Source organism: Microbacterium sp. (assembly GCF_047606385.1).
Lineage (GTDB): Bacteria > Actinomycetota > Actinomycetes > Actinomycetales > Microbacteriaceae > Microbacterium.
On record NZ_JASGEL010000126.1, the window covers coordinates 19,149 to 42,393 of the forward strand.

At 71.6% G+C, this 23,245-nt stretch carries 25 protein-coding genes and 1 tRNA gene; 12 read left to right on the forward strand and 14 right to left on the reverse strand.

Annotation, left to right across the window (positions count from 1 at the left end; all coding sequences use genetic code 11):
* Nucleotides 1-94: 94 nt before the first annotated feature.
* Entirely contained in the window at nucleotides 95-337 is a 243-nt protein-coding gene (locus tag QM626_RS12450) for a response regulator (RefSeq protein ID WP_415077270.1), read from the forward strand.
* Nucleotides 338-348: 11 nt separating this feature from the next.
* Nucleotides 349-996, forward strand: a complete 648-nt coding sequence (locus QM626_RS12455; protein WP_415077271.1) for an SDR family oxidoreductase — start codon at nucleotides 349-351, stop codon at nucleotides 994-996.
* Between the two features lie 21 nt (nucleotides 997-1,017).
* On the opposite strand, the gene QM626_RS12460 is transcribed toward QM626_RS12455, so the two are convergent.
* From QM626_RS12460 to QM626_RS12470, 3 genes are all read right to left on the reverse strand, one after another.
* Nucleotides 1,018-1,236 carry a dodecin gene (locus QM626_RS12460; protein WP_415077272.1) on the reverse strand — a complete coding sequence of 73 codons (219 nt, stop codon included), beginning with the start codon at nucleotides 1,234-1,236 and terminating at the stop codon, nucleotides 1,018-1,020.
* Between the two features lie 215 nt (nucleotides 1,237-1,451).
* Complete coding sequence (locus tag QM626_RS12465; RefSeq protein WP_415077273.1) at nucleotides 1,452-1,775, reverse strand: nuclear transport factor 2 family protein; 324 nt, start codon at nucleotides 1,773-1,775, stop codon at nucleotides 1,452-1,454.
* A gap of 78 nt (nucleotides 1,776-1,853) precedes the next feature.
* A complete protein-coding gene (locus QM626_RS12470; protein ID WP_415077274.1) occupies nucleotides 1,854-2,429 on the reverse strand; it encodes a TetR/AcrR family transcriptional regulator in 576 nt (191 codons plus the stop codon).
* Nucleotides 2,430-2,606: 177 nt separating this feature from the next.
* Between QM626_RS12470 and QM626_RS12475 the strand changes: the two genes are divergently transcribed.
* From QM626_RS12475 to QM626_RS12490, 4 genes are all read left to right on the forward strand, one after another.
* Nucleotides 2,607-4,385, forward strand: a complete 1,779-nt coding sequence (locus tag QM626_RS12475) for a DUF4012 domain-containing protein (RefSeq protein ID WP_415077275.1) — start codon at nucleotides 2,607-2,609, stop codon at nucleotides 4,383-4,385.
* 9 nt (nucleotides 4,386-4,394) lie between these two features.
* Nucleotides 4,395-4,937: a cell wall protein gene (locus tag QM626_RS12480; protein ID WP_415077276.1), complete on the forward strand. Its 543-nt coding sequence runs from the start codon at nucleotides 4,395-4,397 to the stop codon at nucleotides 4,935-4,937.
* A gap of 85 nt (nucleotides 4,938-5,022) precedes the next feature.
* Nucleotides 5,023-5,817, forward strand: a complete 795-nt coding sequence (locus QM626_RS12485) for a response regulator transcription factor (RefSeq protein ID WP_415077277.1) — start codon at nucleotides 5,023-5,025, stop codon at nucleotides 5,815-5,817.
* 24 nt (nucleotides 5,818-5,841) lie between these two features.
* A complete protein-coding gene (locus QM626_RS12490; RefSeq protein ID WP_415077278.1) occupies nucleotides 5,842-5,982 on the forward strand; it encodes a hypothetical protein in 141 nt (46 codons plus the stop codon).
* A gap of 178 nt (nucleotides 5,983-6,160) precedes the next feature.
* On the opposite strand, the gene QM626_RS12495 is transcribed toward QM626_RS12490, so the two are convergent.
* Nucleotides 6,161-6,478 (reverse strand): hypothetical protein, encoded by a 318-nt coding sequence (locus QM626_RS12495; protein ID WP_415077279.1) that lies wholly within the window; start codon nucleotides 6,476-6,478, stop codon nucleotides 6,161-6,163.
* Nucleotides 6,479-6,638: 160 nt separating this feature from the next.
* Here QM626_RS12495 and QM626_RS12500 point away from each other — a divergent pair, with 160 nt between their 5' ends.
* Nucleotides 6,639-7,004, forward strand: a complete 366-nt coding sequence (locus tag QM626_RS12500) for a hypothetical protein (RefSeq protein WP_415077280.1) — start codon at nucleotides 6,639-6,641, stop codon at nucleotides 7,002-7,004.
* A gap of 196 nt (nucleotides 7,005-7,200) precedes the next feature.
* Here the strand turns inward: QM626_RS12500 and QM626_RS12505 are convergent, their stop codons facing one another.
* From QM626_RS12505 to QM626_RS12535, 7 genes are all read right to left on the reverse strand, one after another.
* The gene (locus tag QM626_RS12505) at nucleotides 7,201-7,365 is read right to left on the reverse strand and encodes a hypothetical protein (RefSeq protein ID WP_415077281.1); all 165 of its coding nucleotides are present in this window, start codon (nucleotides 7,363-7,365) and stop codon (nucleotides 7,201-7,203) included.
* A gap of 56 nt (nucleotides 7,366-7,421) precedes the next feature.
* Nucleotides 7,422-7,493: transfer RNA gene (locus QM626_RS12510), tRNA-Arg, on the reverse strand.
* Between the two features lie 42 nt (nucleotides 7,494-7,535).
* Nucleotides 7,536-8,738, reverse strand: a complete 1,203-nt coding sequence (locus QM626_RS12515) for an MFS transporter (RefSeq protein WP_415077282.1) — start codon at nucleotides 8,736-8,738, stop codon at nucleotides 7,536-7,538.
* Entirely contained in the window at nucleotides 8,687-8,863 is a 177-nt protein-coding gene (locus tag QM626_RS12520) for a hypothetical protein (protein WP_415077283.1), read from the reverse strand. Before QM626_RS12520 ends, QM626_RS12515 begins: the two co-directional genes overlap by 52 nt.
* Before the next feature lie 197 nt (nucleotides 8,864-9,060).
* Nucleotides 9,061-9,945, reverse strand: coding sequence for a DsbA family protein (locus QM626_RS12525; RefSeq protein ID WP_415077284.1), 885 nt, complete (start codon nucleotides 9,943-9,945; stop codon nucleotides 9,061-9,063).
* A 79-nt stretch (nucleotides 9,946-10,024) separates the two neighbouring features.
* Nucleotides 10,025-11,758 carry a ubiquinone-dependent pyruvate dehydrogenase gene (poxB, locus tag QM626_RS12530; protein WP_415077285.1) on the reverse strand — a complete coding sequence of 578 codons (1,734 nt, stop codon included), beginning with the start codon at nucleotides 11,756-11,758 and terminating at the stop codon, nucleotides 10,025-10,027.
* A gap of 9 nt (nucleotides 11,759-11,767) precedes the next feature.
* Nucleotides 11,768-12,364 carry a TetR/AcrR family transcriptional regulator gene (locus QM626_RS12535; protein WP_415077286.1) on the reverse strand — a complete coding sequence of 199 codons (597 nt, stop codon included), beginning with the start codon at nucleotides 12,362-12,364 and terminating at the stop codon, nucleotides 11,768-11,770.
* 130 nt (nucleotides 12,365-12,494) lie between these two features.
* On the opposite strand from QM626_RS12535, the gene QM626_RS12540 reads away from it, so the two are divergent.
* The 4 genes from QM626_RS12540 (at nucleotide 12,495) to QM626_RS12555 (ending at nucleotide 14,552) form a co-directional block, all read left to right on the forward strand.
* A complete protein-coding gene (locus tag QM626_RS12540; protein WP_415077287.1) occupies nucleotides 12,495-13,088 on the forward strand; it encodes a DUF6230 family protein in 594 nt (197 codons plus the stop codon).
* Nucleotides 13,079-13,465, forward strand: a complete 387-nt coding sequence (locus QM626_RS12545) for a DUF6114 domain-containing protein (protein ID WP_415077288.1) — start codon at nucleotides 13,079-13,081, stop codon at nucleotides 13,463-13,465. Before QM626_RS12540 ends, QM626_RS12545 begins: the two co-directional genes overlap by 10 nt.
* A complete protein-coding gene (locus QM626_RS12550) occupies nucleotides 13,462-14,169 on the forward strand; it encodes a hypothetical protein (protein ID WP_415077289.1) in 708 nt (235 codons plus the stop codon). Before QM626_RS12545 ends, QM626_RS12550 begins: the two co-directional genes overlap by 4 nt.
* Nucleotides 14,170-14,273: 104 nt before the next feature.
* Nucleotides 14,274-14,552, forward strand: a complete 279-nt coding sequence (locus QM626_RS12555; protein WP_415077290.1) for an iron-sulfur cluster biosynthesis family protein — start codon at nucleotides 14,274-14,276, stop codon at nucleotides 14,550-14,552.
* 50 nt (nucleotides 14,553-14,602) lie between these two features.
* On the opposite strand, the gene QM626_RS12560 is transcribed toward QM626_RS12555, so the two are convergent.
* From QM626_RS12560 to QM626_RS12570, 3 genes are read right to left on the reverse strand one after another with little or no spacing between them, the layout of a single operon-like run.
* Nucleotides 14,603-18,049, reverse strand: a complete 3,447-nt coding sequence (locus QM626_RS12560) for an error-prone DNA polymerase (protein WP_415077291.1) — start codon at nucleotides 18,047-18,049, stop codon at nucleotides 14,603-14,605.
* A complete protein-coding gene (locus QM626_RS12565) occupies nucleotides 18,049-19,575 on the reverse strand; it encodes a DNA polymerase Y family protein (protein ID WP_415077292.1) in 1,527 nt (508 codons plus the stop codon). The genes QM626_RS12560 and QM626_RS12565 overlap by 1 nt, the downstream gene beginning before the upstream one ends.
* Nucleotides 19,576-20,271, reverse strand: a complete 696-nt coding sequence (locus QM626_RS12570) for a hypothetical protein (RefSeq protein WP_415077293.1) — start codon at nucleotides 20,269-20,271, stop codon at nucleotides 19,576-19,578.
* Between the two features lie 258 nt (nucleotides 20,272-20,529).
* Between QM626_RS12570 and QM626_RS12575 the strand changes: the two genes are divergently transcribed.
* Nucleotides 20,530-23,043, forward strand: a complete 2,514-nt coding sequence (locus tag QM626_RS12575) for an ElyC/SanA/YdcF family protein (protein WP_415077294.1) — start codon at nucleotides 20,530-20,532, stop codon at nucleotides 23,041-23,043.
* Nucleotides 23,044-23,245: the final 202 nt, after the last annotated feature.

The following is a 23,245-nucleotide window of genomic DNA, read 5'->3' on the forward strand; positions in this document are numbered from 1 at the left end:
GCCGGCATCCACCGTTCTCGCCTCGGTGGCGGCGCAGAGCGTCCGCCGGCCTACCCTGGCCCGCACCCGCAGAGGCACAATGGAGGCGATGTACATGTCGACGGAAGTGCTCACCATGCTCGGTTGCACCGCCACCGTGCTGATCGCCACGATGTCCGGCTTCGGCTGGCTCGTCATGCGAATGGACCGGAAGTTCGAGCGCGTCGATGAGAGATTCGACGCCCAGGCCCGAGAACTCGGCGACCGCATCACCGGAGTCGAACGGGAGCTCATAGAGGTCAAGATCGCTCTCGCCCGCCTCGAAGGGCCGCCCCGACGCCTCCTCAGCGCACGATGAGCAGGGTTCCCATGTCCACTCGCGTGATGATCTTCGGCGGCCACGGCAAGGTGGCCCGCCTGCTCGAACCGCTTCTCGTGGCCCGCGAAGACGCGGTCACCGCCGTCATCCGCAACCCGTCGCACGAGGCCGAGGTCGCCGCGACCGGCGCCACTCCCCTCGTGTTCGACGTCGAGGCGTTCGACACCGACCACCTGGCGAACCTCGTCGGCGGCAACGACGTCGTCGTCTGGTCCGCGGGCGCCGGGGGCGGGGACCCTGCGCGAACATACGCGGTCGACCGGGATGCCGCGATCCGCTCAATCGACGCGGCGATGGATGCCGGCGTGCGACGGTACGTCATGGTCTCGTACTTCGGCGCGCGGCGCGACCACGGCGTCCCCGCCGACGATCCGTTCTTCGCCTACGCCGAGGCCAAGGCCGCCGCGGACGATCACCTTCGCGCGAGCGGCCTGGACTGGACCATCGTCGCGCCGAGCCGGCTCACGCTCGACGACCCGACCGGTCGCATCGATCCCGATGCGACCGGCTCCCGCTCGGTGCCCCGCGGCGACGTCGCGGCCGTGATCGCGCAGATCATCCCGGATCCCGCGACCTATGGCCGCACCCTCCGCTTCAACTCCGGCGACGTTCCGATCGGCGACGCCTTCCCGGTATGAGCCGGATTCGACCCGCCGGCGTCAGGCCTCGTCCGGATCCTCGAGCCGGAACCCGACCTTCAACGTGACCTGGTAGTGCAGCACCGACTGCTCGTCGGCGTGACCGCGCACCGACACGACCTCGAACCACTCGACGTTGCGCAGGGTCTTGCCGGCGCGCTCGAGCGCCGACCGGATCGCGGCATCCGTGCCTTCCGACGACGTGCCGACGATCTCGCTGACGCTGTAGGTGTGTGCCATCTCGATTCCTCTCCTCGGGCCCTCCCCGAGGTCGGGTCGGCCGGTGCTTCTCAGTCTGACGACATGGGAGCCCCCAGACGAGCCGTTTGACATCCGATGACGAATGCCGTTCGCTCCGCCACGGGATCGCCTTCATCGCCTCATCCACGAGCTGACCGAGGTGCGCCACATGCCCGGGCGCAGGTCCACCGGGACGCAGCCGCGGCCGCGTCGACTCAGACGTCGACGATGATGCTCGTGATGCGGCCGTCACGGCCGAGGAAGAAGGCGACTGCGTACTCGTCCTCGTCGCCGTCGGCGAGATGCGAGCACGTGATCGTGATCACGATCACGTCGCCGTCGATGTAGCTGTCGCCCACCGAGGTGGCGATCCGCGGATCGCGGACCCTGCTCTCGAACCAGCGCGAGACGTCGGCGACGCCGGCGAGCCTGCCGACCGACGACGTGGTCAGAACGACATCGGGATGCAGCATCGAGATCAGCGGCGCCGTCACACCCCGCTCGACCGCCTCGCGATACGCCGCGACGACCCGATCCATCGTCAACCCCCTGCGCTCCCCGGCGCTGTCACCCCGTCCGGCGGCGGGTGGAACGCCCGCCGCCGGTATATATCAACGTTATACACCCTCGGCGGCGAGGATCGCATACCGTGCCGCATCGCGCATCGCTCGCGCCAGGCGCGGATCTGCGTCCCCCTTGGAGATGAGATGGAGCACCAGCCCGGTCAGCGTCGCGAGGATGTGCTCGACCGCGACCTCGCTCGTCACGGCGAGCGCTCCCGCCGCTTCGGCGGGAGCGAGAAGACGCGCCAGCAGCTCGGCCGGTCCCTCCCAGCCCGGAGCCCGACGGCCCGGTGCGACCCTTCCGTACATGAGCACATAGAACGAGGGATGCGTGAGGCCGTACTCGACATGGGCGTCGCACGCCGCCCCGACCCGGCGGCCGACATCGTCGGGAATCGCCTCCGCGGCCGCGGTCATGGCACGGGTCAGCTCGTCGGAGCCGTAGGCGGTGACGGCGTCGATCAGGCCCCGTTTGCTCTGGAAGTAGTGGTACAGCGTCGGCAGCTGCACGCCCGCGTGCCCGCAGATCTCCCGCACCGAGACGTTCTGGTCCACGTCCTCGCTGATGAGCGAGGCAGCCGCCTGAAGCAGACGCTCTCGCGTGGACTCTTCGCGCCGAGGCGCCGCCATCTCGTGCTCCACATCGGGCCCGGTGAACAGGGGACGCCACTCTACCCCAGCGCCGCGCGGGATGTCACGCCCGCACAGCCGTCGTCGACAGCTCCGTCGCCCCGCCCTCTGCCCCGCCGAGCCGTGGGGCGCGCGTGCTGCACGTCGTCGGAACAACGCGTCTCGTAGGATCGCTTCGTGTCCTCCTCCGCCACCCCGCCGCAGTTGCGCTCGGCCGGCCGCGTGTTCGCGATCGTCCTGGGGGCGCTGCTGGTGCTGGCCGTCGCGATGCTCGTGTGGGTCGGCATCCGCGGATACATGGCCTACAACCACCTGCAGTCCGCGCAGCAGACGGCGGCCGGCGCCGCCGACAAGCTGTCCGACCCGTCCGAGGCGCCGACGCTCATCGACGACCTCTCCGCCGACACGTCGGCGGCCCATGCGCTGACCTCCGACCCGATCTGGAGCATCGTCCAGACGCTGCCGTGGATCGGACCGCAGCTGAACGCGGTCTCGACCGTGGCGGCCGCCGCCGACCAGGTCGGGAGCACGGCGCTCGCCCCGCTCGGCGATGTCGCGGCGACGTTCTCCGTCGACTCCCTGAAGCCGGTCGACGGCCACATCGACATCAGCGTGTTCACCTCGATCCAGGATGCGGCGGCCACGAGTGCCACCGCCAGCGCGCAGGCGGCCGCGTCGGTGCAGAGCCTCGACCGCTCGGCGCTGCTGGGCCCGGTCGCCGACGCCATCGACGAGGTCGGCGACACGCTCGACGCGATCGCCGAGACCACCACGGCCATCCAGAAGGTGAGCGTGCTGCTGCCGGCGATGCTGGGGCAGGACGGGGCGCGCGACTACCTCATCGTGTTCCAGAACAATGCCGAGTGGCGCTCGCTCGGTGGCATTGTCGGGGCCATGGCGGTCGTCCACACCGACGGTGGCTCGATGAGCCTGACCACTCAGGACTCCAGCAGCTCGTTCCGCGAATACGCTTCGCCGGTGCTCCCGCTCAGCGACGACATCCTGCAGGTGTTCGGCGAACGTCCCGGCAAGTGGATCCAGAACGTCACGCAGATCCCGGACTTCGAGGAGTCGGGACCGCTCGCGCAGGCGATGTGGTCGCAACAGCACGGCCAGACCGTCGACGGGGTCATCTCGGTGGACCCCGTCGCCCTGAGCTACGTGCTGGCGGCCACCGGTCCGGTCACCCTGCCCACCGGCGACGTGCTCACCAGTGACAACGCGGTGCAGCTCATGCTCAACGAGGTGTATCTGCGCTACCCGAAGTCGGCCGACCAGGACGCGTTCTTCGCCGAGGCGACCGCGGCCGTGTTCGACAAGCTGAGCTCCGGCGACGTCGACCCGGCGAAGCTCGTGACCGCCCTCGCGAAGGCCGGCGAGGAGGACCGGCTGCTGATCTGGAGCGACCACGCCGAGGACCAGGCGGAGCTGGAGGGCACGACGCTCGCGGGCGGCCTGCCGGCATCCGACGCCCAGTCCGCCGGGTTCGGCGTGTACCTCAACGACGGCACCGGCTCGAAGATGGACTACTACCTCGACGCGTCGACCACGCTCGACTGGGACCAGTGCACGACGCTCGCGACCGGACAGGCCGCCGGCGCCGCCACCCTCTCGGTGACCGTCACCAGCAACGCCCCGGCGGATGCCGCGACCCTGCCCTCCTACATCACGGGCGGCGGCAGCTTCGGCGTCCCCGCCGGCACCGCTCGCACCCTCGTCTACGTGTACCTGCCGGAGAGCTTCACGCTCGCCGGCGCCGACCGCAGCGACGGCGGCGGGTTCGGCGGCGGCACGCACGAGGGACGACGGGTCGTCAGCTTCCAGGTCGATCTCACGCCCGGGCAGTCGATGACGGCGACGATCACGGCCTCCACCGACGCCAGCGCGCCGACCCTGACGGTGAGCCAGACGCCGGGCGTAACCTCCGTTGACACTCCTGTAACGACCTGTGGCTAGAATCACTGCATGTCCTCCCCCCGGACCGCGCTTTTCGCGACGGCACTTTCTGCAGCCCTGGTGCTGAGCGCGCCCGCCGCGTACGCAGCCACCATCTATCCCCCGACCGGCTCCTGCTCGGTCTCGTCGACGACGGTCTCGCCGGGCGGCACCGTCGTGCTGAGCTGCCAGGCCGCCACGTTCTCGGCCAACGAGACGGTGACCATCACGGTCAGCGGCGAGAACGGCTCGGGCGCCACGATCGGCATGATCAGGACGGCCGTCAGCACGGCCAGCGGCACCGCGACCTCCGCAGCCGACGGCTCGCTGCCCGGCGTGGACATCACGCTTCCGTCGAACGCGAGCGGCACCTACAACATCGCCGCGTTCTCGACCTCCTCGGCCGGGGGCACCGCTGCGCTGACGATCACCGGCGCGAGCAGCGGCGTGCTCTCGTTCACCGGCGTCGACTCGGGGATGACGACGGCGCTGCTCATCGGCGGCGGCGCGGTGCTGCTGGCCGGCATCGCCCTCATCGTGGGCGCCATCCTGCGTCGCCGCAGTCGCTCCTGACCCCGGCGAGCCCACTTTCGCGTGCTGCGGGGAATCTGACAGGATCATAGGAACACGCTTCCGTGATCCGATCGGAGAGCACGATATGAGTTCCGCGGCTCCCGCCGTTCCCGGCACTGCCGTGGTGATCGAGGACGAGGCGGACGTTCGAGCGCTGATCGCGCAGATCCTCGTGGGCGCCGGGTTCACCGTCGTCGAGGCGCCGACCGGGATGGACGGCATCGCCGCCGTCGAGGAGCATCGACCGGAGCTCATCACGCTCGACGTGAACATGCCCGGCATCGACGGGTTCGAGACCGCCCGCCGCATCCGAGCGCTCAGCAAGGCGTACATCGTGTTCATCACGGCGTTGAACGACGAGGCCGACGTCGTGCTGGGGTTCAGCGCGGGCGCCGACGACGTGGTCATCAAGCCGTTCCGCGTGCGGGAGCTGCGCGCCCGGCTCGAGGCGCTGCTGCGCCGTCAGCGACCCATGGACGACGACGGGGATGCCGCGCCCGCGTCCCCGGCGTCCCCGGCGGCGGACGACAGCATCCGCCACGGCGATCTCGTGGTCGAGATCTCTCGCCGGACGGCCACGCTCGACGGCGAGCCGGTCGTGCTGACGCGCACCGAGTTCGATCTCCTCGTCATCCTGCTGGAGGCCGCCGGCGAAGTCCGCAGTCGCGCCGATCTGGTGCTGGCCGTGCGCGACGAGGGCTATCTGGGCAGCGGCGGCGTGACCGACGCCGACGAGCACGCCATCGGCTCGCACATCACGAACCTCCGCCGCAAGCTCGGCGAGACCGGCGCCGAGCCGCGCTTCATCGAGACGGTGCGGGGCATCGGCTATCGGGCCACGCCCACCGGCAACGGACAGGCGTACGACACGTCCCGGTAATCCGCACCCCCTAACGTCGCGATCATGCCGAGTCTTCGCACCCGCACCCGACGCGCCGTCCGTCGCGCGGGGCAACGGGGGATGCAGTGGTGGGGCTGGGTGCTGCTCGCCCTGTTCGCCGTGGCCGTGATCGCGCTCGCCGTCTACGCGTACAAGGCGGGGTGAGTCGGCGCGCCGCGTCCCGCGTCCTCCGCGGCCTCGCGCGTCCTCGCGCGCTCGCGCGCGCAGAACACAGGACGGGGCGGGCGGACGCGGCCTGCACCGCCCGCCTTCCCGGCGTGTCGCCGACGGCGTCCTGAGTTTTGAACCCGGGGCGGGTACGAGGTGACCGACCGGAGGTCAGCTATGCGCCCGCGGATGCGTGGTCGATCGCGTCGCTCGGCGCGATGCTGACGCCACCTGACCGGTTCGCGGTCGCGGCGAGTTGCGCGATCCATGCGGGATCGAGCGTGGACGGCGCCGGATCCGCGAACACGAACCGCAGCGGGATCGCGGGATGCAACCAGATCGTGGACCGTCCGGAGCCGTCCGGGTGCGCCCACGACAGGATGAATGACTCACCTCGGCGGAGCTTCGTGGCGATCACGACCTTCAGGTGCGCGAGCAGGCCATCCTCGATGGTGAGGGGTTCGGCGCTCCCGCCGTAGTGCAGAGTGCCCATCAGGCACCGCCTAGCGCGAGGAAAAGGATGCCCCCGCATTCGTGGCCCGGCCGACCAATGAGATAATTCCCGACGCGAAGCGCCGGACCCCGTCATATCCCATCGTCCTCTCCGAGGCAACCGACGTCGCACTCCTCCCGGGGCATGCAGCATGGTGCTCATGCGATGCGTGACATATGCCGGCGAGACCGTGACCACCACCGACGATGTCGCGGAGGCGCTGGTCATACTGACCGCGGCCGTCGCAAGCCAGCGAAGCGCCGAAGCGGTCGGCATCCCCATCGTCAAGGACGCAGCCGGCACCGTCGGAACGGCGGAGCTCGTCATCGGAGTGGGCAACGACGTGCTCTCCGCCCCCACCGAATGGGACGGGGACGAACCCGACTTCTCGGATGCTGCGCGCACACTGCGTGAACACCGCCTCTACCCGAAGGCCGCGCCCCTCACGCTGGTCGAGGACGAGGACCCCGCCGTCGTCGCGGATCGGACCTGGGATCCCGACCTCGACGGCTACCTGAACGCCTGACGCGACGCCTCGACACCGCGTCCATCGAGGACGCCGGCGTGGGGAGGGATCACGCGGATTCGCTGTGATCCTCGACATCCGGAGTCGCACGGGCGACGTCGGCGATCTCTTCCTCCGGACGTGGGGCGACGGTCTCGTCCACCTCGATCTCGGGCACGCTCCGATCGTCGGGAGCTGGGCGCGACATGCCCGGACCTCACCGCTTCTTGTTGCGGGCCCGTTGCCGCAGCGCGCCGAAGATCGCGGTGCCGATGAAGAGCACGATCCCGATGATCGCCAACCACAGCAAGCCCTTGAACGCGAATCCGACGACCGAGAGGATCACCCACGCCACGAGCAGGATCAGAAGCACCGTCCACATGGCCATCACCGTACGCGAAAGCCACCGGCATCGCGAGATTGACCTGAGGACATCGGTGCCCCTGGAGGGACTCGAACCCCCAACCCTCTCCTTAGGACGGAGCTGCTCTTCCATTGAGCTACAGAGGCAGGCCCGTCGAGTCTAGCGGCGGCGCGGCATCCGACACCGAATCATCGACGCGAGACGCCCCGCCGTAGCGCCGCCGCGGCGCACCAGGCCGCGAGCGCGCACAGCGCGGCGACCGCGCCCACGACCCCGGCCCACCCGGACCCCGCGAACACGAGTCCGAGCGCCCACCCGAGCGCGCTCGATCCCGCATAGTAGGCCAGGTAGTACAGCGAAGACGCCTGCGCGGCAGTGCCGGCCGGGGCGGACGCGGGCGTCCATCCCGAGGCGATGGCGTGGGCGCCGAAGAAGCCGGCGGTGAACACGACCAGTCCCACGACGATCACGACCACCGACGGCACGAGCGTCAGCAGCACCCCCGCACCCATCACCGCGGTCGATCCGAGCAGCACCGGCAACCGTCCGATCCGGCCGGCGAGGGCTCCGGCGCGCGGCGACGAGACGGTGCCGCCGAGATAGGCGAGGAACAGCAGACTCACGATCCACTGCGGAACGTCGTAGGGCGGCCGCGCCAGCATGAACCCGAGGTAGTTGTACACCGCGACGAATCCGCCCATGAGCAGGAACGCCTGCGCGTAGAGCGCGAGCTGCGCCGGCGAGCGCAGATTCGCCCGGAGGCGCCGCCCGAGCGCGCGCAGCCGCACCGGCGCCGGCGTGAACCGGCGTGCCCGCGGCGCCAGCCACAGGAACAGCGCGGCGCTCCCGGCACACGTGGCCGCCGCGGCGAAGACGCCGACCCGCCACATCCCCCACTCGGCGAAGGGTCCCGCGATCAGACGCCCGGCGAGTCCGCCGACCGTCGTGCCCGCGATGTAGCTGCCGGCGGCGCGGACGACATGCCCGGCGTGCACCTCCTCGCTCAGGTATGCCAGCGCCACCGCGGGCACCGCGCCGAGGGCCGCCCCCTCCACGAGCCTCGCAGCCAGGAACAGCCCGATCGACGGGACCAGCGGCGCGAGCAGACCGACCGCGGTCGCCGTGACCACCCCGACCGACATCGTCGTGCGTCGCCCGAACCGGTCGGCCGCCACCGACCACGGGATCACCGCGACCGCGAGCCCCAGCGTCGACGCCGACACCGCCAGCGCGGCGGTCGCCGGCTCCACGCCGAGGTCGGCGGCGAGGAACGGCAGCACCGCCTGCGGCGAGTACAGCTGTGCGAATGTCGCGACGCCGGCGAAGAACAGCGCGGCGATCAGCCGCCGGTAGGCGGGCTCGCCCGGCCGGTGCCCCGCGAACTCCGCCACTCCTCCACGCTACGCGGCCGATCGGGCACGCGCGTCACCATGCCGAGCCCGTCGACCCAGTTCTCCCGCAGGTTCAGCGCATCGTCCCGGTAGACGCGGCCGTCGGTGTACTCGACGACGCGCACGGCGCGAGCCCATTCCCGGCGCTGCCGGGCCTGCGGGTCAGGCAGCCGACCAAGGGTCGATCAGCTCGACGCCGAGGTCGGTGAAGTGGCGGATGCTCCTGGTGGCCACGGCGAAGCCGCGGGACGCGGCGCTCGCCGCCATGACTCCACCTCCCACGTCATGACAGCATTCTCCCCCCAGTGCTGTCACGTGTTCTTCAGCCGGCGGACGACGAGGCGGTGCCGAGGAAGCTCGTGAAAGCGTCGGAGTCGTCCATCGCCCCGGAGTAGGTCTGGCCGGCCGCGACGATCACGGGCGAGTCCGAGACGGCGTGCACCGTCAGCAGGCCCTCGGCGTACGGCACCGACTCGGCGGCGCGCGTGCTCACGTCCGCGGCCCACGAACGGAACCCGCCGTCGGTGATGCACTTCTGCGTGTCGGTGCCGGTGACCCCCGCGCTCGTGGCCAGCGACAGCAGGGTGTCGCTGCTCGGCGGGGACCCGGCGGCGGTCGCCGTCAGCATCGCGGCGAGATAGTCCCAGGCGACGTCGGGCTCGGTGTCGGCGACGCAGCCGAACGCGGCGACCGCGGCGATGCCGGCATCGGAGTTGCCGAACGCGACGGGATGCAGCTCCACGGTGACCGCCGACTCCTCGAGATACGTGACGAGCGAGCTGGCGTTGGTCGACCAGAAGGTGGCCGAGGCGGTGTCGGTCGGGTCGAGATACAGCTGGATGTCGAGCACACCGGTCGACGCGACGTCGGAGGTGTTGACCGTCGGCGTGTCGCCCCACGCGAGCGCCGCCGTCGACGCCGCCGTGTAGGTCGAGCCGTCGCCGGAGCCCTCCTCGAGCAAGCCGTCGCTGAGCATGTTCTGCGGCCCGCGCATGCCGTCCCGCACCTGCGCGACCACCACCACGACGACGATCGCGAGCACCACGACAGCGGCGGTCGGGCCGACGATCCAACCGACGATCCGGCGGCGGCGCCGTGCGATCGCGGCACGTTCCCGCTCCTCGCGCGCGTACTCGCGCTGCAGCTCGCGGCGCTCCTTCTTCGACAGTTCGCGCGCCCACGACCGGTCCAGTCTCGTCTTAGCCACGTGGCCTCCCGCCCGTCAGGGTAGCGGGCCGCGGCCGCCGTCACGTCAGCGACGCCTATGAGCGCACGATGAATCCGCGTCAGCCGAAGATCCGCCGCCACACGTTCGTGTCGGCCAGGTCGAGCAGCTCGTCGCCGCGCCCGGACATCACGGTGCGCAGCGCCCAGAGGGTGAACCCCTTCGCCTGCTCGGCGGTGATCGAGGGCGGGATGGACAGCTCCTCCCTCGCCACCACGACGTCCACCAGCACCGGACCGGGATCCGCGAACGCCCGCCGCAGGGCCGGTTCGAGCTCGGCGCCGTGTTCGACCCGGATGCCGGTCAGCCCGCACGCGGTCGCGACGTCCGCGAAGTTCGGGTTGTCCAGGTGCGTGCCGAAGTTCACGATGCCGGCCGCCTTCATCTCGACCTCGACGAAGCCCAGCGACGAGTTGTTGAACACGACGATCTTCACCGGCAGATCGTTCTGACGGATCGAGAGCAGGTCGCCCAGCAGCATCGCCAGTCCCCCGTCGCCGGCGAGCGCCACGACCTGCCGGTCGCGGTCCACGGCCTGCGCTCCCAGCGCCTGCGGCATCGCGTTCGCCATCGACCCGTGCGTGAACGAGCCCAGCAGCCGCCGCTCGCGCGTCATCCGCAGGTAGCGGGCGGCCCAGACCACGGGCGTGCCGACATCCGCCGTGAAGACGGCATCCTTCGCGGCCAGCTCGTCGACCAGCCGCGCCACGTACTGCGGATGCAGCGGGGTCTTGCCGTCGTCGTCGGCCAGGCCGTCGAGCTCCCGCCGCGTCTTCGCGTAGTGATCGACCGCGTCGCGCAGGTGCTTGCCGTCGCGGTCGCCGGTCACCCGCGGCAGCAGCGCCGCCGCCGTCGCGCCGACGTCCCCGACCAGACCCAGGTCGATGGGCGTGCGCCGGCCCAGCTGCTCCCCGCGGATGTCGACCTGCACGATCCGCGCCTTCTCCGGATAGAACTGCCGGTAGGGGAAGTCCGTCCCGAGCATCAGCAGGGCATCGCACCGCTGGATCGCCCGGTATCCCGACGCGAACCCGAGCAGCCCGGTCATCCCGACGTCGTAGGGGTTGTCGAACTCGATGTGCTCCTTGCCGCGGAAGGCGTGCACGATCGGGGCCTGCAGCCGCTCGGCGAGCGCGATCACCTCGGCGTGGGCGCCCGCGACACCCGCGCCGGCGAGGATCGTCACCCGCTTCGCGTCGTCGAGGATCTGCGCGGCCTCCGCGAGCTCGTTCTCGCTCGGCACGACACGGGGCGTGGTCGCCCGGATCGGCGCGGATGCCCGGCGTGCCGGCGCCGACTGGAAGAACACGTCGCCGGGCACGACCACGACCGCCACCCCGCGCCGCTCCACGGCGGTGCGCATCGCGGTCTCGAGCACCCATGGGATCTGCGTGGGGTCGCCGACCAGCTCGGTGTAGACGCTGCACTCACGGAACAGCTCCTGCGGGTGGGTCTCCTGGAAGTAGCCGCTGCCGATCTCGGCCGACGGGATGTGCGACGCGATCGCGAGGACCGGCACGCGGGAGCGCTGCGCGTCGAAGAGGCCGTTGATGAAGTGCAGGTTGCCGGGGCCGCAGCTGCCGGCGACCACGGCGAGCGATCCGGTGACCTCGGCCTCCGCGCCGGCGGCGAACGCCGCGGCCTCCTCGTGCCGCATGTGCAGCCAGCGGAGCCGGCCGTCGCGCCGCAGCGCATCGGTGAACGCGTTCAGGGAGTCGCCGGGCACGCCCCAGATCCGCTCCACGCCGGCCCGGACGAGCGTGTCGACGAACAGTTCCGCGATGTTCTGAGCCATGCTCGCAGGCTACGACGAGTCGGCGGCGGCGTCCACGACGCCCTGCGCGGTGCGCTCCAGCAGCGCGACGATCTCCTCCGCAGCTCGATCCGTGCCCAGCGCGAGCTCGATGAGCACCTCCTCCGCGAGCGCGATCCATGCCCGCAGCGTCACGCGCAGCAGCACGGTGTCCGCCGCGCCGAGGTCGAGGAACACCCGCGTGACGCGCTCGGCGTGCTCGTCCCGCGCCGCGTCCACGGCGGTGCGCACCACGGCGTCGCCGCTGGCGACGCCGCGCACGAGCGAGAAGAACGTGCCGCGATGGTCGCGCACGAACGCGACGATGCGGCCGAGCGTGTCTCGCAGCCGCTCGCGCGGGGCGAGGTCGTCGCGCGGGGCGGATGCGGCGAGCATGGCCGCCGCCGCCGTGGTCACGACCTCGCGATGCAGTCCCTGCTTCGACCCGAAGTAGTGGAAGACGAGGGCGCGTGAGATGCCCGCCTGCTCGGCGAGCTCCTCGATCGTCAGCTCGTCCAACGGCCGATCGACGAGGAACCCGACGCCGAGCGCGACCAGCTGTGACCGGCGCTCCTCGGGTGTGAGACGCCGGCGGCGGTCCGCATCCATGCTCTGACCATACTGACGGCCGTCGCGACGCGGGCGATGAGAGTGTTCTCACACTCTATTGACACTCTGTCAACGACGTCTATCGTGGAGCAGCGACGGCACCGGCGCCGTCCCGCACCCCGGAGGACCGATGAAGCTCCGCACCATCACCCGCTCCCGCACCGGACGCATCCTGCTCGCGGCCGTGCCCGTGGCCGCCGCCTCGACCCTGCTCATGGGCGGGGTCGCGCAGGGCGCCGTCCCGGTCTCGTTCTCGGTCTCGGGCAGCCAGTTCCAGATCAGCGCGTCGCGACTGGACGGCACCGGCTTCTCGCAGTACGCGGGCGTCACCCAGGACACGGCGGGCGGCGAGCACGCCGTCGCGATCGCCAACATCGGCTCGGCGACGCTGTCGGATCTGTGCCAGTCGGTCGTCACCGAGACGCCGCTGGGCACGGTCGGCATCCTCATCACCGCCGGCGGCGGCGGCACCCCGGCGTCCGCGTCCGACCTGCAGATCGGGATGACCGGGCTGGCAGGTGACTCGTCGTTCACCAACATCCGCATCGGCGTCGACGCCTCGACCGTGAACACCGCCGCCAAGGGCAGCGCCGGCGACTTCGCCCAGGATGCCGACGCCGTCACGATCACGAACCTGCAGCAGACCGCGTGGAGCACCCAGGCGTCCGTGTTCACGCTGACCGGCATGACGGTGCAGCTGACGGACGGTCAGACGTGTTTCTGACCTGGAGCCGGCAGCGGCCGCTGATCGGCGGGATCCTCGTCGTCCTCGGCGGCGTCGAGATGTTCTTCTCCAGCCAGCTCGACCTCGGCAACCTGCACATCCAGCTCGGCATCGAGGGACTGCAGGCCACGGTCATCCCGATCGCGCTGGTCGCCCTCGGCGTCCTCTCGATCGCGATGCCCGCGCACCGCATCTTCTACGGCGTCATCGCCCTGGCCGTGGCCGTGTACTCGCTGGTCGGCGTCAACCTCGGCGGCTTCTTCCTGGGGATGCTGCTGGCCTGCGTCGGCGGCGTGCTCGTGGTCTCGTGGCTGCCGAGGCGGGTCGCTCCGGATCCCGTCGAGGAGGCGACGCCCGCACAGGAGACCGTCTCATGATGCGGCCGCTGGCCGGAGCGGGCCTCGTCGTCGCGGCCCTGGTCGTCGCCGGCGGCCTGACCGGCGCGGCGGCTCCCCGACCGGCGGACATCTGCATCCCGATCCCGTTGATCTGGGAGTGCGACGACGATGACGGCGCCACCGATCCGACGCCCACCCCGACCGACACCTCGCTCCTGCCCGATGTGACGGTGCCGGAGGCCGACGACGCCGCGACGCCCACGCCGACAGCCACCCCGGCCCCGACACCGACGGACTCCTCCTCGGTCGAGGCGACGCCCGACGACGGCGCCCCCGTGTTCACGCAGCCGCCCGCCCAGCTGGGCTCCGACTCGCTGTCGTTCACCGGGCTGAGCGGCGTCGAGCTCGTGACGGTGCCCCTGGCGGACGGCTCGCGCGTGCCCGCGCTGAAGATCTCGGCCGACAGCATCACCATCACCGGGTTCGCCCTCACCGTGCAGGGGTGGACCGGCGCGGCGCTGGCCACGACGGCCGACACGATGACCCTGCGCGGCCACGTCGAGGTGTACCTGGACTCGCTGACCGCGACCACGCAGAGCGGCGGGTCGTTCACGCTCGGCTCCGACACCCCGCCGCCGGCCGACGGCATCGAGCCGATGCTGCTGCGGGTCACGTTCGGGCTCGTGGGTGCGACCGCCGACTCGATCTCCTACACGAACACCGACCAGCGGCTCTCGGAGTAGAGCGCCGAGGTGGGAGTTCGCTGGGTATCGGCGTGCATGGTTGCGAGACGCCCGGATTCTCGGAATCGTGGCCGGCTCCGCACCATCGATGGAAGGAGAGCACCATGCTCACACTGACGGAGAACGCGGCCACGGCGGTCAAGACCATCTCGGCTCAGATCCCGGCCGAGAGCGGCGGTCTGCGCATCCGGGACACCGGCGCGCAGACCGGCTTCGAGCTCGTCCTCGTGCCGCAGCCGGAACCCAGCGACACGGTCGTGGAGACCGACGGCGCCCGCGTGTTCGTGGAGGAGGCGGCCAGCGTCCTCCTCGACGACCGGGTGCTCGACGCCGAGCTCGGCGCCGACGGCTCGGTGCGATTCGCCCTCGGCGCCGTGGTCTGAGACGGCTCTGACGGCGGCCCGGGGCATGCGCTCCGGGCCGCCGCGCAGGTTCAGCGGAAATCGCGCGAGCGGTGCTGCACGCCGACCCGCAGGTCTTCGAGACGATCGGCGACGATGTTCGCGACGCCTTCGGCCGAGCGCTCCAGCATCCCCCGCACGATGAGCGCCGGCGCATCGCGGGCGAGCCGGCGGTGGCGGTTCCACACCCCGACCGAGCAGATCACGTTCACGAGGCCGTGCTCGTCCTCGAGGTTGACGAAGGTGATGCCGGATGCCGTCGCCGGCCGCTGCCGGTGGGTGACGAGCCCGGCGACCTCGATGCGCCGCCCCGCCTCGTGCGTGCGCACCTCGGCGGAGGTGAGCACACCGCGCGCGTCGAGCGCCGCCCGGTAGTGGGTCAGCGGATGGTCGTCGGTCGACAGGCCGGTGGCCCACAGGTCGGCGGCGAGCAGCTCGTAGGCCGACGGGTCGCCGAACAGCGGCGGCTGCACAGCCGTCACCGAGTCGGGCAGGTACTGCGCCCGGTCCTCGGCGGCGGAGCCCGCCAGCCAGATCGCCTCACGCCGGCTCAGGCCGAAGCACGCGAACGCACCCGCCGTGGCGAGGGCCTCGAGGTGGGCGGCGGTCAGATCGGCGCGGCGCACCAGGTCGCGCAGGTCGCGGTACGCGCCCCCGCGATCGCGCTCGGCGACGATGCGGGTCGCGACCTCGGCGCCGATGCCGGTGACCTGCCCGAGCCCCAGCCGCACCGCGAAGACGCCGTCGCGGCGGTGCGCAGCGGACTCGTCCGGCGCCTCCGGGAGGAACCTCCCCGGTTTCGGCTGCGGCCGGTGCACGCAGCCATCGAGCCCGGTCGGGGCGCGGGGCCCGGCGGCATCCGCCGGCTCGAGCCCGGCCTGCGCGCCGGAGCGCTGCAGATCGGGACGGCGCACCTCGACGCCGTGGCGGCGCGCGTCGGCGGTGAGGGTCGCCGCGGAGTAGAACCCCATCGGCTGCGCCCGCAGCAGTCCCGCCAGGAAGGCGGCCGGATAGTGCAGCTTCAGCCATGACGACGCATAGACCAGGAGCGCGAACGACAGGGCGTGGGACTCGGCGAACCCGAAGTTCGCGAACGCCTGGATCTTGGCGTAGATCGCGTCGGCCTCCTCCTCGTCCAGACCGTGGGCGGCCATGCCGGCGTAGAGCTTGTCGCGGATGCTCTCGATCTTCTCCAGCCCTCGTTTGGAGCCCATCGCCCGCCGCAGCAGGTCGGCATCCGCCGCGGAGAGGTCGCCGATGACCATGGCCATCTGCATGAGCTGCTCCTGGAACACCGGGATGCCCAGCGTCCGCTCGAGCACCGGCTCCAGCTCGGGATGCGGATAGGTCACGGGCGAGGGCTCCGTCACCTGCTCTCCTCTCCGCCTGCGCGCCGCCTGCTCCGCCAGCTTCTCTTTGCGACGCACGAAGGGATGCACCGCCCCGCCCTGGATGGGGCCGGGCCGGATGAGCGCGATCTCGATCGCGAGCTCGTAGAACTCGCGCGGGCGCAGCCGCGGCAGCAGCCCCATCTGCGCGCGCGACTCCACCTGGAACACCCCGACCGCGTCGGCCCGGCACAGCATGTCGTAGACCGCGGCCTCCTCCTTCGGGATCGTGTCGAGGTCCCACCTCTCCCCCGTCGCCCCGTGGATCAGGTCGAAGCAGTGCTGCAGGGCCGCCAGCATCCCCAGCCCCAGCAGGTCGAACTTCACCAACCCCATCCAGCTCGCGTCGTCCTTGTCCCACTGGATGACGGTGCGATCTTTCATGCGGGCATGCTCGATCGGCACGACCTCCCCGACCGGCCGTTCGGTGAGCACCATGCCGCCGGAGTGGATGCCGAGATGCCGGGGCGCCTTCAGCAGCTCCGTCGCGTAGGTGATGACCCGGTCGGGGATGTCGTGTCCCTGGGCCGAGGCGATGTCGCTTCCCCACCTTTCCACCTGCTTCGACCAGGCGTCCTGCTGGCCCGGCGAGTAGCCGAGGGCACGGGCCATGTCGCGCACCGCGTTCTTCGGCCGGTACTGGATGACGTTCGCGACCTGCGCGGCGCGCTCACGGGTGTACGTCCGGTAGACGTACTGGATGATGTCCTCGCGGCGGTCGGAGTCGAAGTCCACGTCGATGTCGGGCTCCTCGTCGCGGATGCTGGAGAGGAACCGCTCGAACGGCAGGTTGAACCCGATCGCGTCGATCGCGGTGATGCCCAGCACGTAGCAGACGGCGCTGGCGGCCGCCGACCCCCGGCCCTGGCACAGGATGCCTCGATCCCGGGCTTCGCGGACGATGTCGTGCACGATGAGGAAGTAGCCCGGGAAGTCCTTCTGCTCGATGACGTCGAGCTCGCGCTCCAGACGCCGCCGATGCCCCTCGGGCAGCTCCGGGTACTTCCACGCCGCCCCCTCCCAGACCAGCTTCCGCAGGTGCGACATGGGAGTCTCGCCCGCCGGCACCTCCTGCCGTGGGAGGGCGGGACGCACCCGGCGCAGCGAGAAGGCGAGCTCGTCGGCAAGGGTCACGGTGCGCGCCACCGCTCCGGGATAGCGGGCGAACCGCTCGGTCATCTCGGCGCCGGAGCGCAGGAACGCGCCGCCGTGGGCGGGCAGCCAGCCGTCGAGCTCGTCCAGGCTGCGGTTCGCCCGCACCGCGGCGATCGCCGCCGCCAGCACCCGCTTCTCCGGCACCGCGTAGTGCACGTTCCCGGTCGCGAGCACGGGCAGACCACGGTCGGCGGCCAGCGCGGCGAGCACGTCGTTGTCGCGGGCCGCCGTCGGGTCGCCGTGGTCGAACAGCTCGACCTGCACCGCATCCGGCCCGAACAGGTCGACGAGCAGATCGAGCTGCTCGGCCGCGGCGGCGGGACCGGAGGCGGCGAGCGCCTGTCGCACGGCGCCCTTGCGGCATCCGGTCAGCACCGCCCAGTGGTCGCCTGCCCGCTCGGCGAGCTCGCGCAGGTCGTAGACCGGGCGTCCCTTCTCCGCCCCGCGCAGCTGGGCCGCGGTGAGCGCTCCCGCGAGCCGGTGGTACCCCTCCTCCTGCCGGGCGAGCACCAGCAGATGGGTGCCGGCCGGATCCGCCTCGCCCTTCTGGGGCGCGGGCAGGCCGAGCGAGAGCTCGGCGCCGAACACGGTCCCCACCCGACGGTGCTCGGCCGCCTCGGCGACGCGCACGATGCCGTAGAGGCCGTCGTGATCGGTCACCGCGAGCGCGTGCAGCCCGAGCCGCTCGGCCTGCTCGACGAGCTCCTCCGGGGAGGAGGCCCCGTCGAGGAAGGAGTAGGAGCTGTGCGCGTGGAGCTCCGCATAGGGCACCGCATCCGGGGGCGGCTCGATCTCCTCGCCCACGTACGGCCCGCGTTTGTGCGAGAACGCCGGGCTATCGCCGCCGTCGACGCCGGGCGGCCGGGGACGACGCGTCTCGCTGAGGGTGCGTTCCAGCTCAGACCACGGCACCGACGGCCCGTTGCTCCAGCCCATCAGTCGTACCGTGCTTCCGCTGCCCAGAGCCCGTCGGAGATCATCAGCAGCCAGGCCTGCTGCGCCTCGTCGACGACCTGGAACCGGTGCGCGAGGCGGCAGTGCGCCGTATCCCACTCCCGCTCGATGACCGGCCAGGGCCCCGCCCACGACGCGATCGCCCGCATCCGCCCGCAGGTCGCGAGCCGAGCGGGCGGCGCCGAGAGCCCCCCGCGGTCGTCGACGGTCACCGGCGCGCCGTCGGATGCCGTCACCCGCGCCGCCTGCGGCCGCTCGAACACGGTCGCGGGCAGCGGCGACGGCAGCGATCCCGGCCAGGGGCGGTCGGGCGGCCGCTCGGTCACGGCGCGATCGCCCCACGGCACCAGCACCTGCCGTTCGCCGAGCCACCGACCGCCGCCGAGGGCGGGGGTGAGAACCCCGCGGTGCCCGAGCATCGCCTGCACCCGCGAGAGCGCGTGGTGCACCCGTTCCTGCCCGCTGCCGCCGAACAGCGCGGGGACATGGCCGGCAGCGGCATCCACCGCCTCGGGCGCGATGCGCACCCGGCTCACGCCGCTGCGCAACGCCGGGGCCTCGGCGAGCTGCCATCGCACCCGGTCGACCACGGCGGACGCGTCGAAGGTGCCGGGATGCAGCCACACGCGCTCGCTGCGCTCCCCGAGCTCGGTCTCCAGCTCCACCCGCAGCTCGGTGCACACGAGCCGCTCGGCGTCGAGCCGGGCGATGAACTCGGAGGCGGTGATCCGCATGCCGAAGGCCACCTGCTCGGAAAGCTCCACCGGAGGATCGAACCAGGTCTCGCGATCGAGCTCGGCCGGCGGCACCCGCGGCGTGACCTCGCGCGGGTCAACGCCTGCGGCGAGCGCGTGCAGCCTCACGCCGCGCTCCCCGAGCCGCTCACGCACGCGCTCCGCCGGCAGCTGCGCGAACTCGCCGAGCGTGCGGACGCCGAGCCGCGCCAGCAGGTGCGCGAGGTCGGCGTCGTCGAGGGCGGTGGTCGGCAGCGGGGCGAGGAAGGACGCGGCCTGGCCCGCCGGCACGATCGTCACCGGCTGCGACGGGGCGGTGCGACGGGCGGCGTGCTCGGCGGCGAACGGCCCGTCGGCCACCCCTGTGCGCACATCGGCGATTCCGAGGCCGGCGAGCGTCTCGCGCAGCACGGCGGCGGCGGCCTCCTCTCCGCCGTAGAAGCGCGCGGGACCCCGTGCCTTCAGCGCGCACAGGCCGGGACGCAGGATCTGCACATGCGGCGCCCGCTCTTCGAGCGCCGCCACCAGCGGGGCGAAGAGCCGGTGGTCGCGGGCCGTGTCGGCAGCCACCACCCGCACCCCGGCACAGCGGGCCTGCGCGTCGCGGCGGCGCTGCCCGCGGCGCACGCCCTCGGCGCGGGCAGCCGCCGAGCAGGCCACGACGACGTTCTTCTCGATCACGACGAGCGGCTCGCCCACGGCCGCCACGCCCTCGCGCTCGAGGGCGATGACCGGCCAGTCCGGGCACCACACCACGAGGCTGCGCACGGCCATTCATCCCACCGCCCGCAACGGCACGGGAGCGGCGACGGGCGCCCCGATGCCGGTCAGCGAACCCGCCGGGTCGGGCAGCAGCATCCGCGCCCGGCGAGGCGCCGCGGCGCGACGGGAGCGCACGCTGACGGTCACCTCGCGCTCGGCGAGGTAGCCGTGGCCCTGCCCGAGCCCGCTCCAGTGCGGGTCGGAGATCTCGAGCACCGCCTCGGCCTGGGGCCAGCCGCCCTGCACGAGCAGCGCGGCACCACGGTCGCGGAGGCGGGCCTGCAGGCGGGAGGCCTCGGCATCCGTCGCCCGCGCCCCGGGGCGCACCGCGACGATCGTCATGACCTCGGCCAGGGTGGCGGCGACGGCCACCCACCGCGGCCCCGGCTCGGGCACGAGCACGAGCCGGTCGAGCACGACCCCGTAGCCGGCGGCGGCCTCGGCGCCCAGATCGGGCATGCCCACCGCCGCACACCATGATCCGGCGCGCGTGGGCCGGGCCAGCAACGACAGCAGCAGACCCGACGACGACGGCAGCGCATAGGCGGCACCGGCCCGCAGGCCGCCGCCCGGCAGCAGATCGGCGAGGACGGGGGGTGTGGGCAGCAGGGGAGCCTCGAGCCGCCGCCCCTGCATGCGCTCGAGCTGCGCCCGCAGGCGGTGCAGGTCCGCCGCCTGCTGCACCTCTTCCCGCACGATCGTCCTCACCCTGACAGGGTAGAACGTATGTTCTATCTCTTCAATGTCAGGATTCGAATCTACGCACTCCCTCCGACATCGGTTCCGCCACCCCGTCCTGCCCCGAGCCTGCTGTTCATCTGAGCGCCGACACTGCTTCACCTTCAGGCTTCGAACCGGTCCGTCCCGATCAATACAACGAGATGTCGCCCAGAGGCGGCACATCGTCCGGTGACAACAGAGGTCCAGATAATGCGTATGAACAAGAGCGGGCCACGGTCCGCGGTCGTGACGATCGGAATCCTGGCGATCATCGCCGGCCTCACCGTCGCAGGGGTCACCGATGCTCCGGCCCGCGCCGACACCGCCTCCCCCCTCGCCCTCACGGCGGCGAAGGCGGTCGCGGCCGCGGACGAGACGGCGGCCGACGCCGCAGCACGCGTCAACATCGCCAAGGCGATCGTGCGCGCACGGCAAGGGGAGACCGCGCAGGCCCTGGCGTACGCCGACAGCGTCGCAGAATGGTCGGCCGCCACCGGCGCGAGCCTCACGAACGCGATCGAGCAATGGGCGGATCTCGACGACGGAGGCCTGGAGTTCGCAGATCCGACGACGACGCAGCCCTCGCAGGGGCACGTGTTCGTGGTGCTCGGATATGCCTTGGCGAACGACGGATCAATGCAGGACACGATGCTGCAGCGGCTCCACGTGGCCCTGACCGCTCTGGCGGCGAACCCCGACTCGCTCGTGCTCGTCGCCGGCGGCGCCCCGAAGAACGGGAACACCGAGGCTGCGGTGATGCGCTCCTGGCTCATCGACCAGGGCGTGAGCGCCGACCGCATCCTGACGGAGGACGAGTCGACCGACACGCCCACCAATGCCGTGAACTCGATGGCGGTGCTCTATGCGCAGGGTGAGATCAGCAGCTACACCCTGATCTCGAGCGCGACCCATCTCCGCCGCGCGTCGGTCCTGTTCACCGCGGCCTCCGGACTTCAGCAGGCCGACAGCGACGCCGACACCCTGATCGTGGCGACGACACCGCTCGCCTACATGGACTCCACGACCGCGGCCGATGCCCCCACGGGGGCCGAATCGAGCACCATCGCGCAGAACCTCGCAAAGGTCTTCGACGTCTCGAGCGAGTATGCGACCTACACCGGCGGGAGCTGGACCGACGACGATCCGTCGTCCGACGACTCGAGCGACGGCACCTACACCATCAGCACGGCGGCCGATCTCGACCTGATCGCCGCGCATCCGGCCGCGGACTTCGTGCTCGCCGCCGATCTCGATCTGGACGGAGCGAGCTGGACCCCGGTCGACTCGTTCAGCGGCACCTTGGACGGCGCGGGGCACACGATCTCCGACCTCGTGATCGACGGCGGCGGGTCCAAGGCCTTCTTCCTCGAGAACACCGGCGTCATCCGCGACCTCGGCCTGACCGATGTCATCTCCCGTCTCGACGGCAGCTATACGCAGGGCGTCGTGGTCGGGGCGCTGGCGGTGAAGAACACCGGGACCATCGAGCAGGTATGGGTGAGCGACGCCGACGTGTCCGGCGGCTGGGAGGGCGCCGCCATCGTGGTCGACAACTACGGCACCGTGCAGGATTCGGCCGTGGTCGACTCCTCCGTCCACGCGAACTGGGAGGTCGGGGAGATCGCCGCAGTCAGCCGCAGCGGCAGCGTGCTGCAGCGGACGTACGTCGCCGGATCGACGACGACGAGCGATGTCAGCAACGGCGGCATCGTGACGGGCTGGACCACCTCCGGAGCGACGATCAGCTCCTCCGTCGTGATCAGCGGGACGCTGGACGTTCCGACGACGGGCAACCGGGGCCGAATCGCCGGACAGGAGAAGAACGGGTCCCCGACCTATTCCGACGACCTCGTGCTGGCGGGCACCAAGATCGGCGACACCGAGGTCACGACCGGCACGGCGCAGAACAAGAACGGTCTCGACACCTCGGCCGAGGCGCTGGCGGAGCAGGCCACGTACGAGGGCATCGGGTGGGACTTCGACAGCGTGTGGCACTGGGATGCGGCGCTCCTCCGCCCCGTGCTGCGCACCATGGTCACCGCTCACACCCCCGTCGTGTCCGTCACCGCACAGACGCTCGTCTACCCGGTGGGCGCCGCTCCGACGGACGACGAGCTCCTGACCGCATCCGGCGCCTCGACCGACAGCGGGACGCTGAGCGTCGACGCCAGCCAGGTCGACTTCTCGCAGGCGGGCAGCTACGCCATCGCCGTCTCCGCCACCGGCGCGACCGGCTACACCTCGGACGTCGTCACGGTGCCGCTCCTGATCATCGACCCGCAGATCAGCGCGGTGGACGGCACGACCGTCGCGCCGGGCTCGCAGCTCCACCTCACGGGCATCGGTTTCGCGCCGGGAGCCGACTACACGGTGGAGCTCCACAGCGTCATCGTGACCCTCGGGCCGGTGACGGCGTCGGCAGCCGGTGACATCGACGTGGTCCTGACGATCCCGCTGAACGCCGAGGCGGGCTCGCACGAGATCGACGTGGTGGATGCCGCCGGTGACTCCGTGCTGGCGTCGCCGCTCTCGATCACCGTGGCCCTGGTCGGTTCCAGCACCTCGACGGCATCATCCGACTCGAGCACCGACGCCGCGACAGCGGACTCGACGTCGACGACCGGTCAGCTCGCCAGCACCGGCCTGTCCGCCGACCTCGCCCCTCTCGGCGGGGCGATGCTCGCCGTGCTCGCCCTGGGCCTGGGTCTGTCGATGCTCGCTCGCGCGCGAGCCCGGCGAGGCGAGGGCGGCAGGCCGTAGCGCGGCGGGTGGCGCCCGCAGCGCGTCCGACGGCCCAGCCGAGCCCCGGATCCCCCGCGAGACTTCGCACATGTCACGAAAACGGCCGTCCTCGCCGCGCCTCCGGCTGAGGTCTGACGCTCCGAGATCCCTGTCACTCGTGGCGGGTCACGCGGTGCGAAAACAGCCACGACTGCCGGGGATCTCTCCCCGAAGCCGCCAC

Bases quoted from the DNA above. Each gene is read 5' to 3' on its own strand.
- QM626_RS12450 (WP_415077270.1), top strand. From the start codon at position 95: ATGTCGACGGAAGTGCTCACCATGCTCGGTTGCACCGCCACCGTGCTG.
- QM626_RS12455 (WP_415077271.1), top strand. From the start codon at position 349: ATGTCCACTCGCGTGATGATCTTCGGCGGCCACGGCAAGGTGGCCCGC.
- QM626_RS12460 (WP_415077272.1), bottom strand. From the start codon at position 1,236: ATGGCACACACCTACAGCGTCAGCGAGATCGTCGGCACGTCGTCGGAA.
- QM626_RS12465 (WP_415077273.1), bottom strand. From the start codon at position 1,775: ATGGATCGGGTCGTCGCGGCGTATCGCGAGGCGGTCGAGCGGGGTGTG.
- QM626_RS12470 (WP_415077274.1), bottom strand. From the start codon at position 2,429: ATGGCGGCGCCTCGGCGCGAAGAGTCCACGCGAGAGCGTCTGCTTCAG.
- QM626_RS12480 (WP_415077276.1), top strand. From the start codon at position 4,395: ATGTCCTCCCCCCGGACCGCGCTTTTCGCGACGGCACTTTCTGCAGCC.
- QM626_RS12485 (WP_415077277.1), top strand. From the start codon at position 5,023: ATGAGTTCCGCGGCTCCCGCCGTTCCCGGCACTGCCGTGGTGATCGAG.
- QM626_RS12490 (WP_415077278.1), top strand. From the start codon at position 5,842: ATGCCGAGTCTTCGCACCCGCACCCGACGCGCCGTCCGTCGCGCGGGG.
- QM626_RS12495 (WP_415077279.1), bottom strand. From the start codon at position 6,478: ATGGGCACTCTGCACTACGGCGGGAGCGCCGAACCCCTCACCATCGAG.
- QM626_RS12500 (WP_415077280.1), top strand. From the start codon at position 6,639: ATGCGATGCGTGACATATGCCGGCGAGACCGTGACCACCACCGACGAT.
- QM626_RS12505 (WP_415077281.1), bottom strand. From the start codon at position 7,365: ATGTGGACGGTGCTTCTGATCCTGCTCGTGGCGTGGGTGATCCTCTCG.
- poxB (WP_415077285.1), bottom strand. From the start codon at position 11,758: ATGGCTCAGAACATCGCGGAACTGTTCGTCGACACGCTCGTCCGGGCC.
- QM626_RS12535 (WP_415077286.1), bottom strand. From the start codon at position 12,364: ATGGATGCGGACCGCCGCCGGCGTCTCACACCCGAGGAGCGCCGGTCA.
- QM626_RS12540 (WP_415077287.1), top strand. From the start codon at position 12,495: ATGAAGCTCCGCACCATCACCCGCTCCCGCACCGGACGCATCCTGCTC.
- QM626_RS12550 (WP_415077289.1), top strand. From the start codon at position 13,462: ATGATGCGGCCGCTGGCCGGAGCGGGCCTCGTCGTCGCGGCCCTGGTC.
- QM626_RS12555 (WP_415077290.1), top strand. From the start codon at position 14,274: ATGCTCACACTGACGGAGAACGCGGCCACGGCGGTCAAGACCATCTCG.
- QM626_RS12560 (WP_415077291.1), bottom strand. From the start codon at position 18,049: ATGGGCTGGAGCAACGGGCCGTCGGTGCCGTGGTCTGAGCTGGAACGC.
- QM626_RS12565 (WP_415077292.1), bottom strand. From the start codon at position 19,575: ATGGCCGTGCGCAGCCTCGTGGTGTGGTGCCCGGACTGGCCGGTCATC.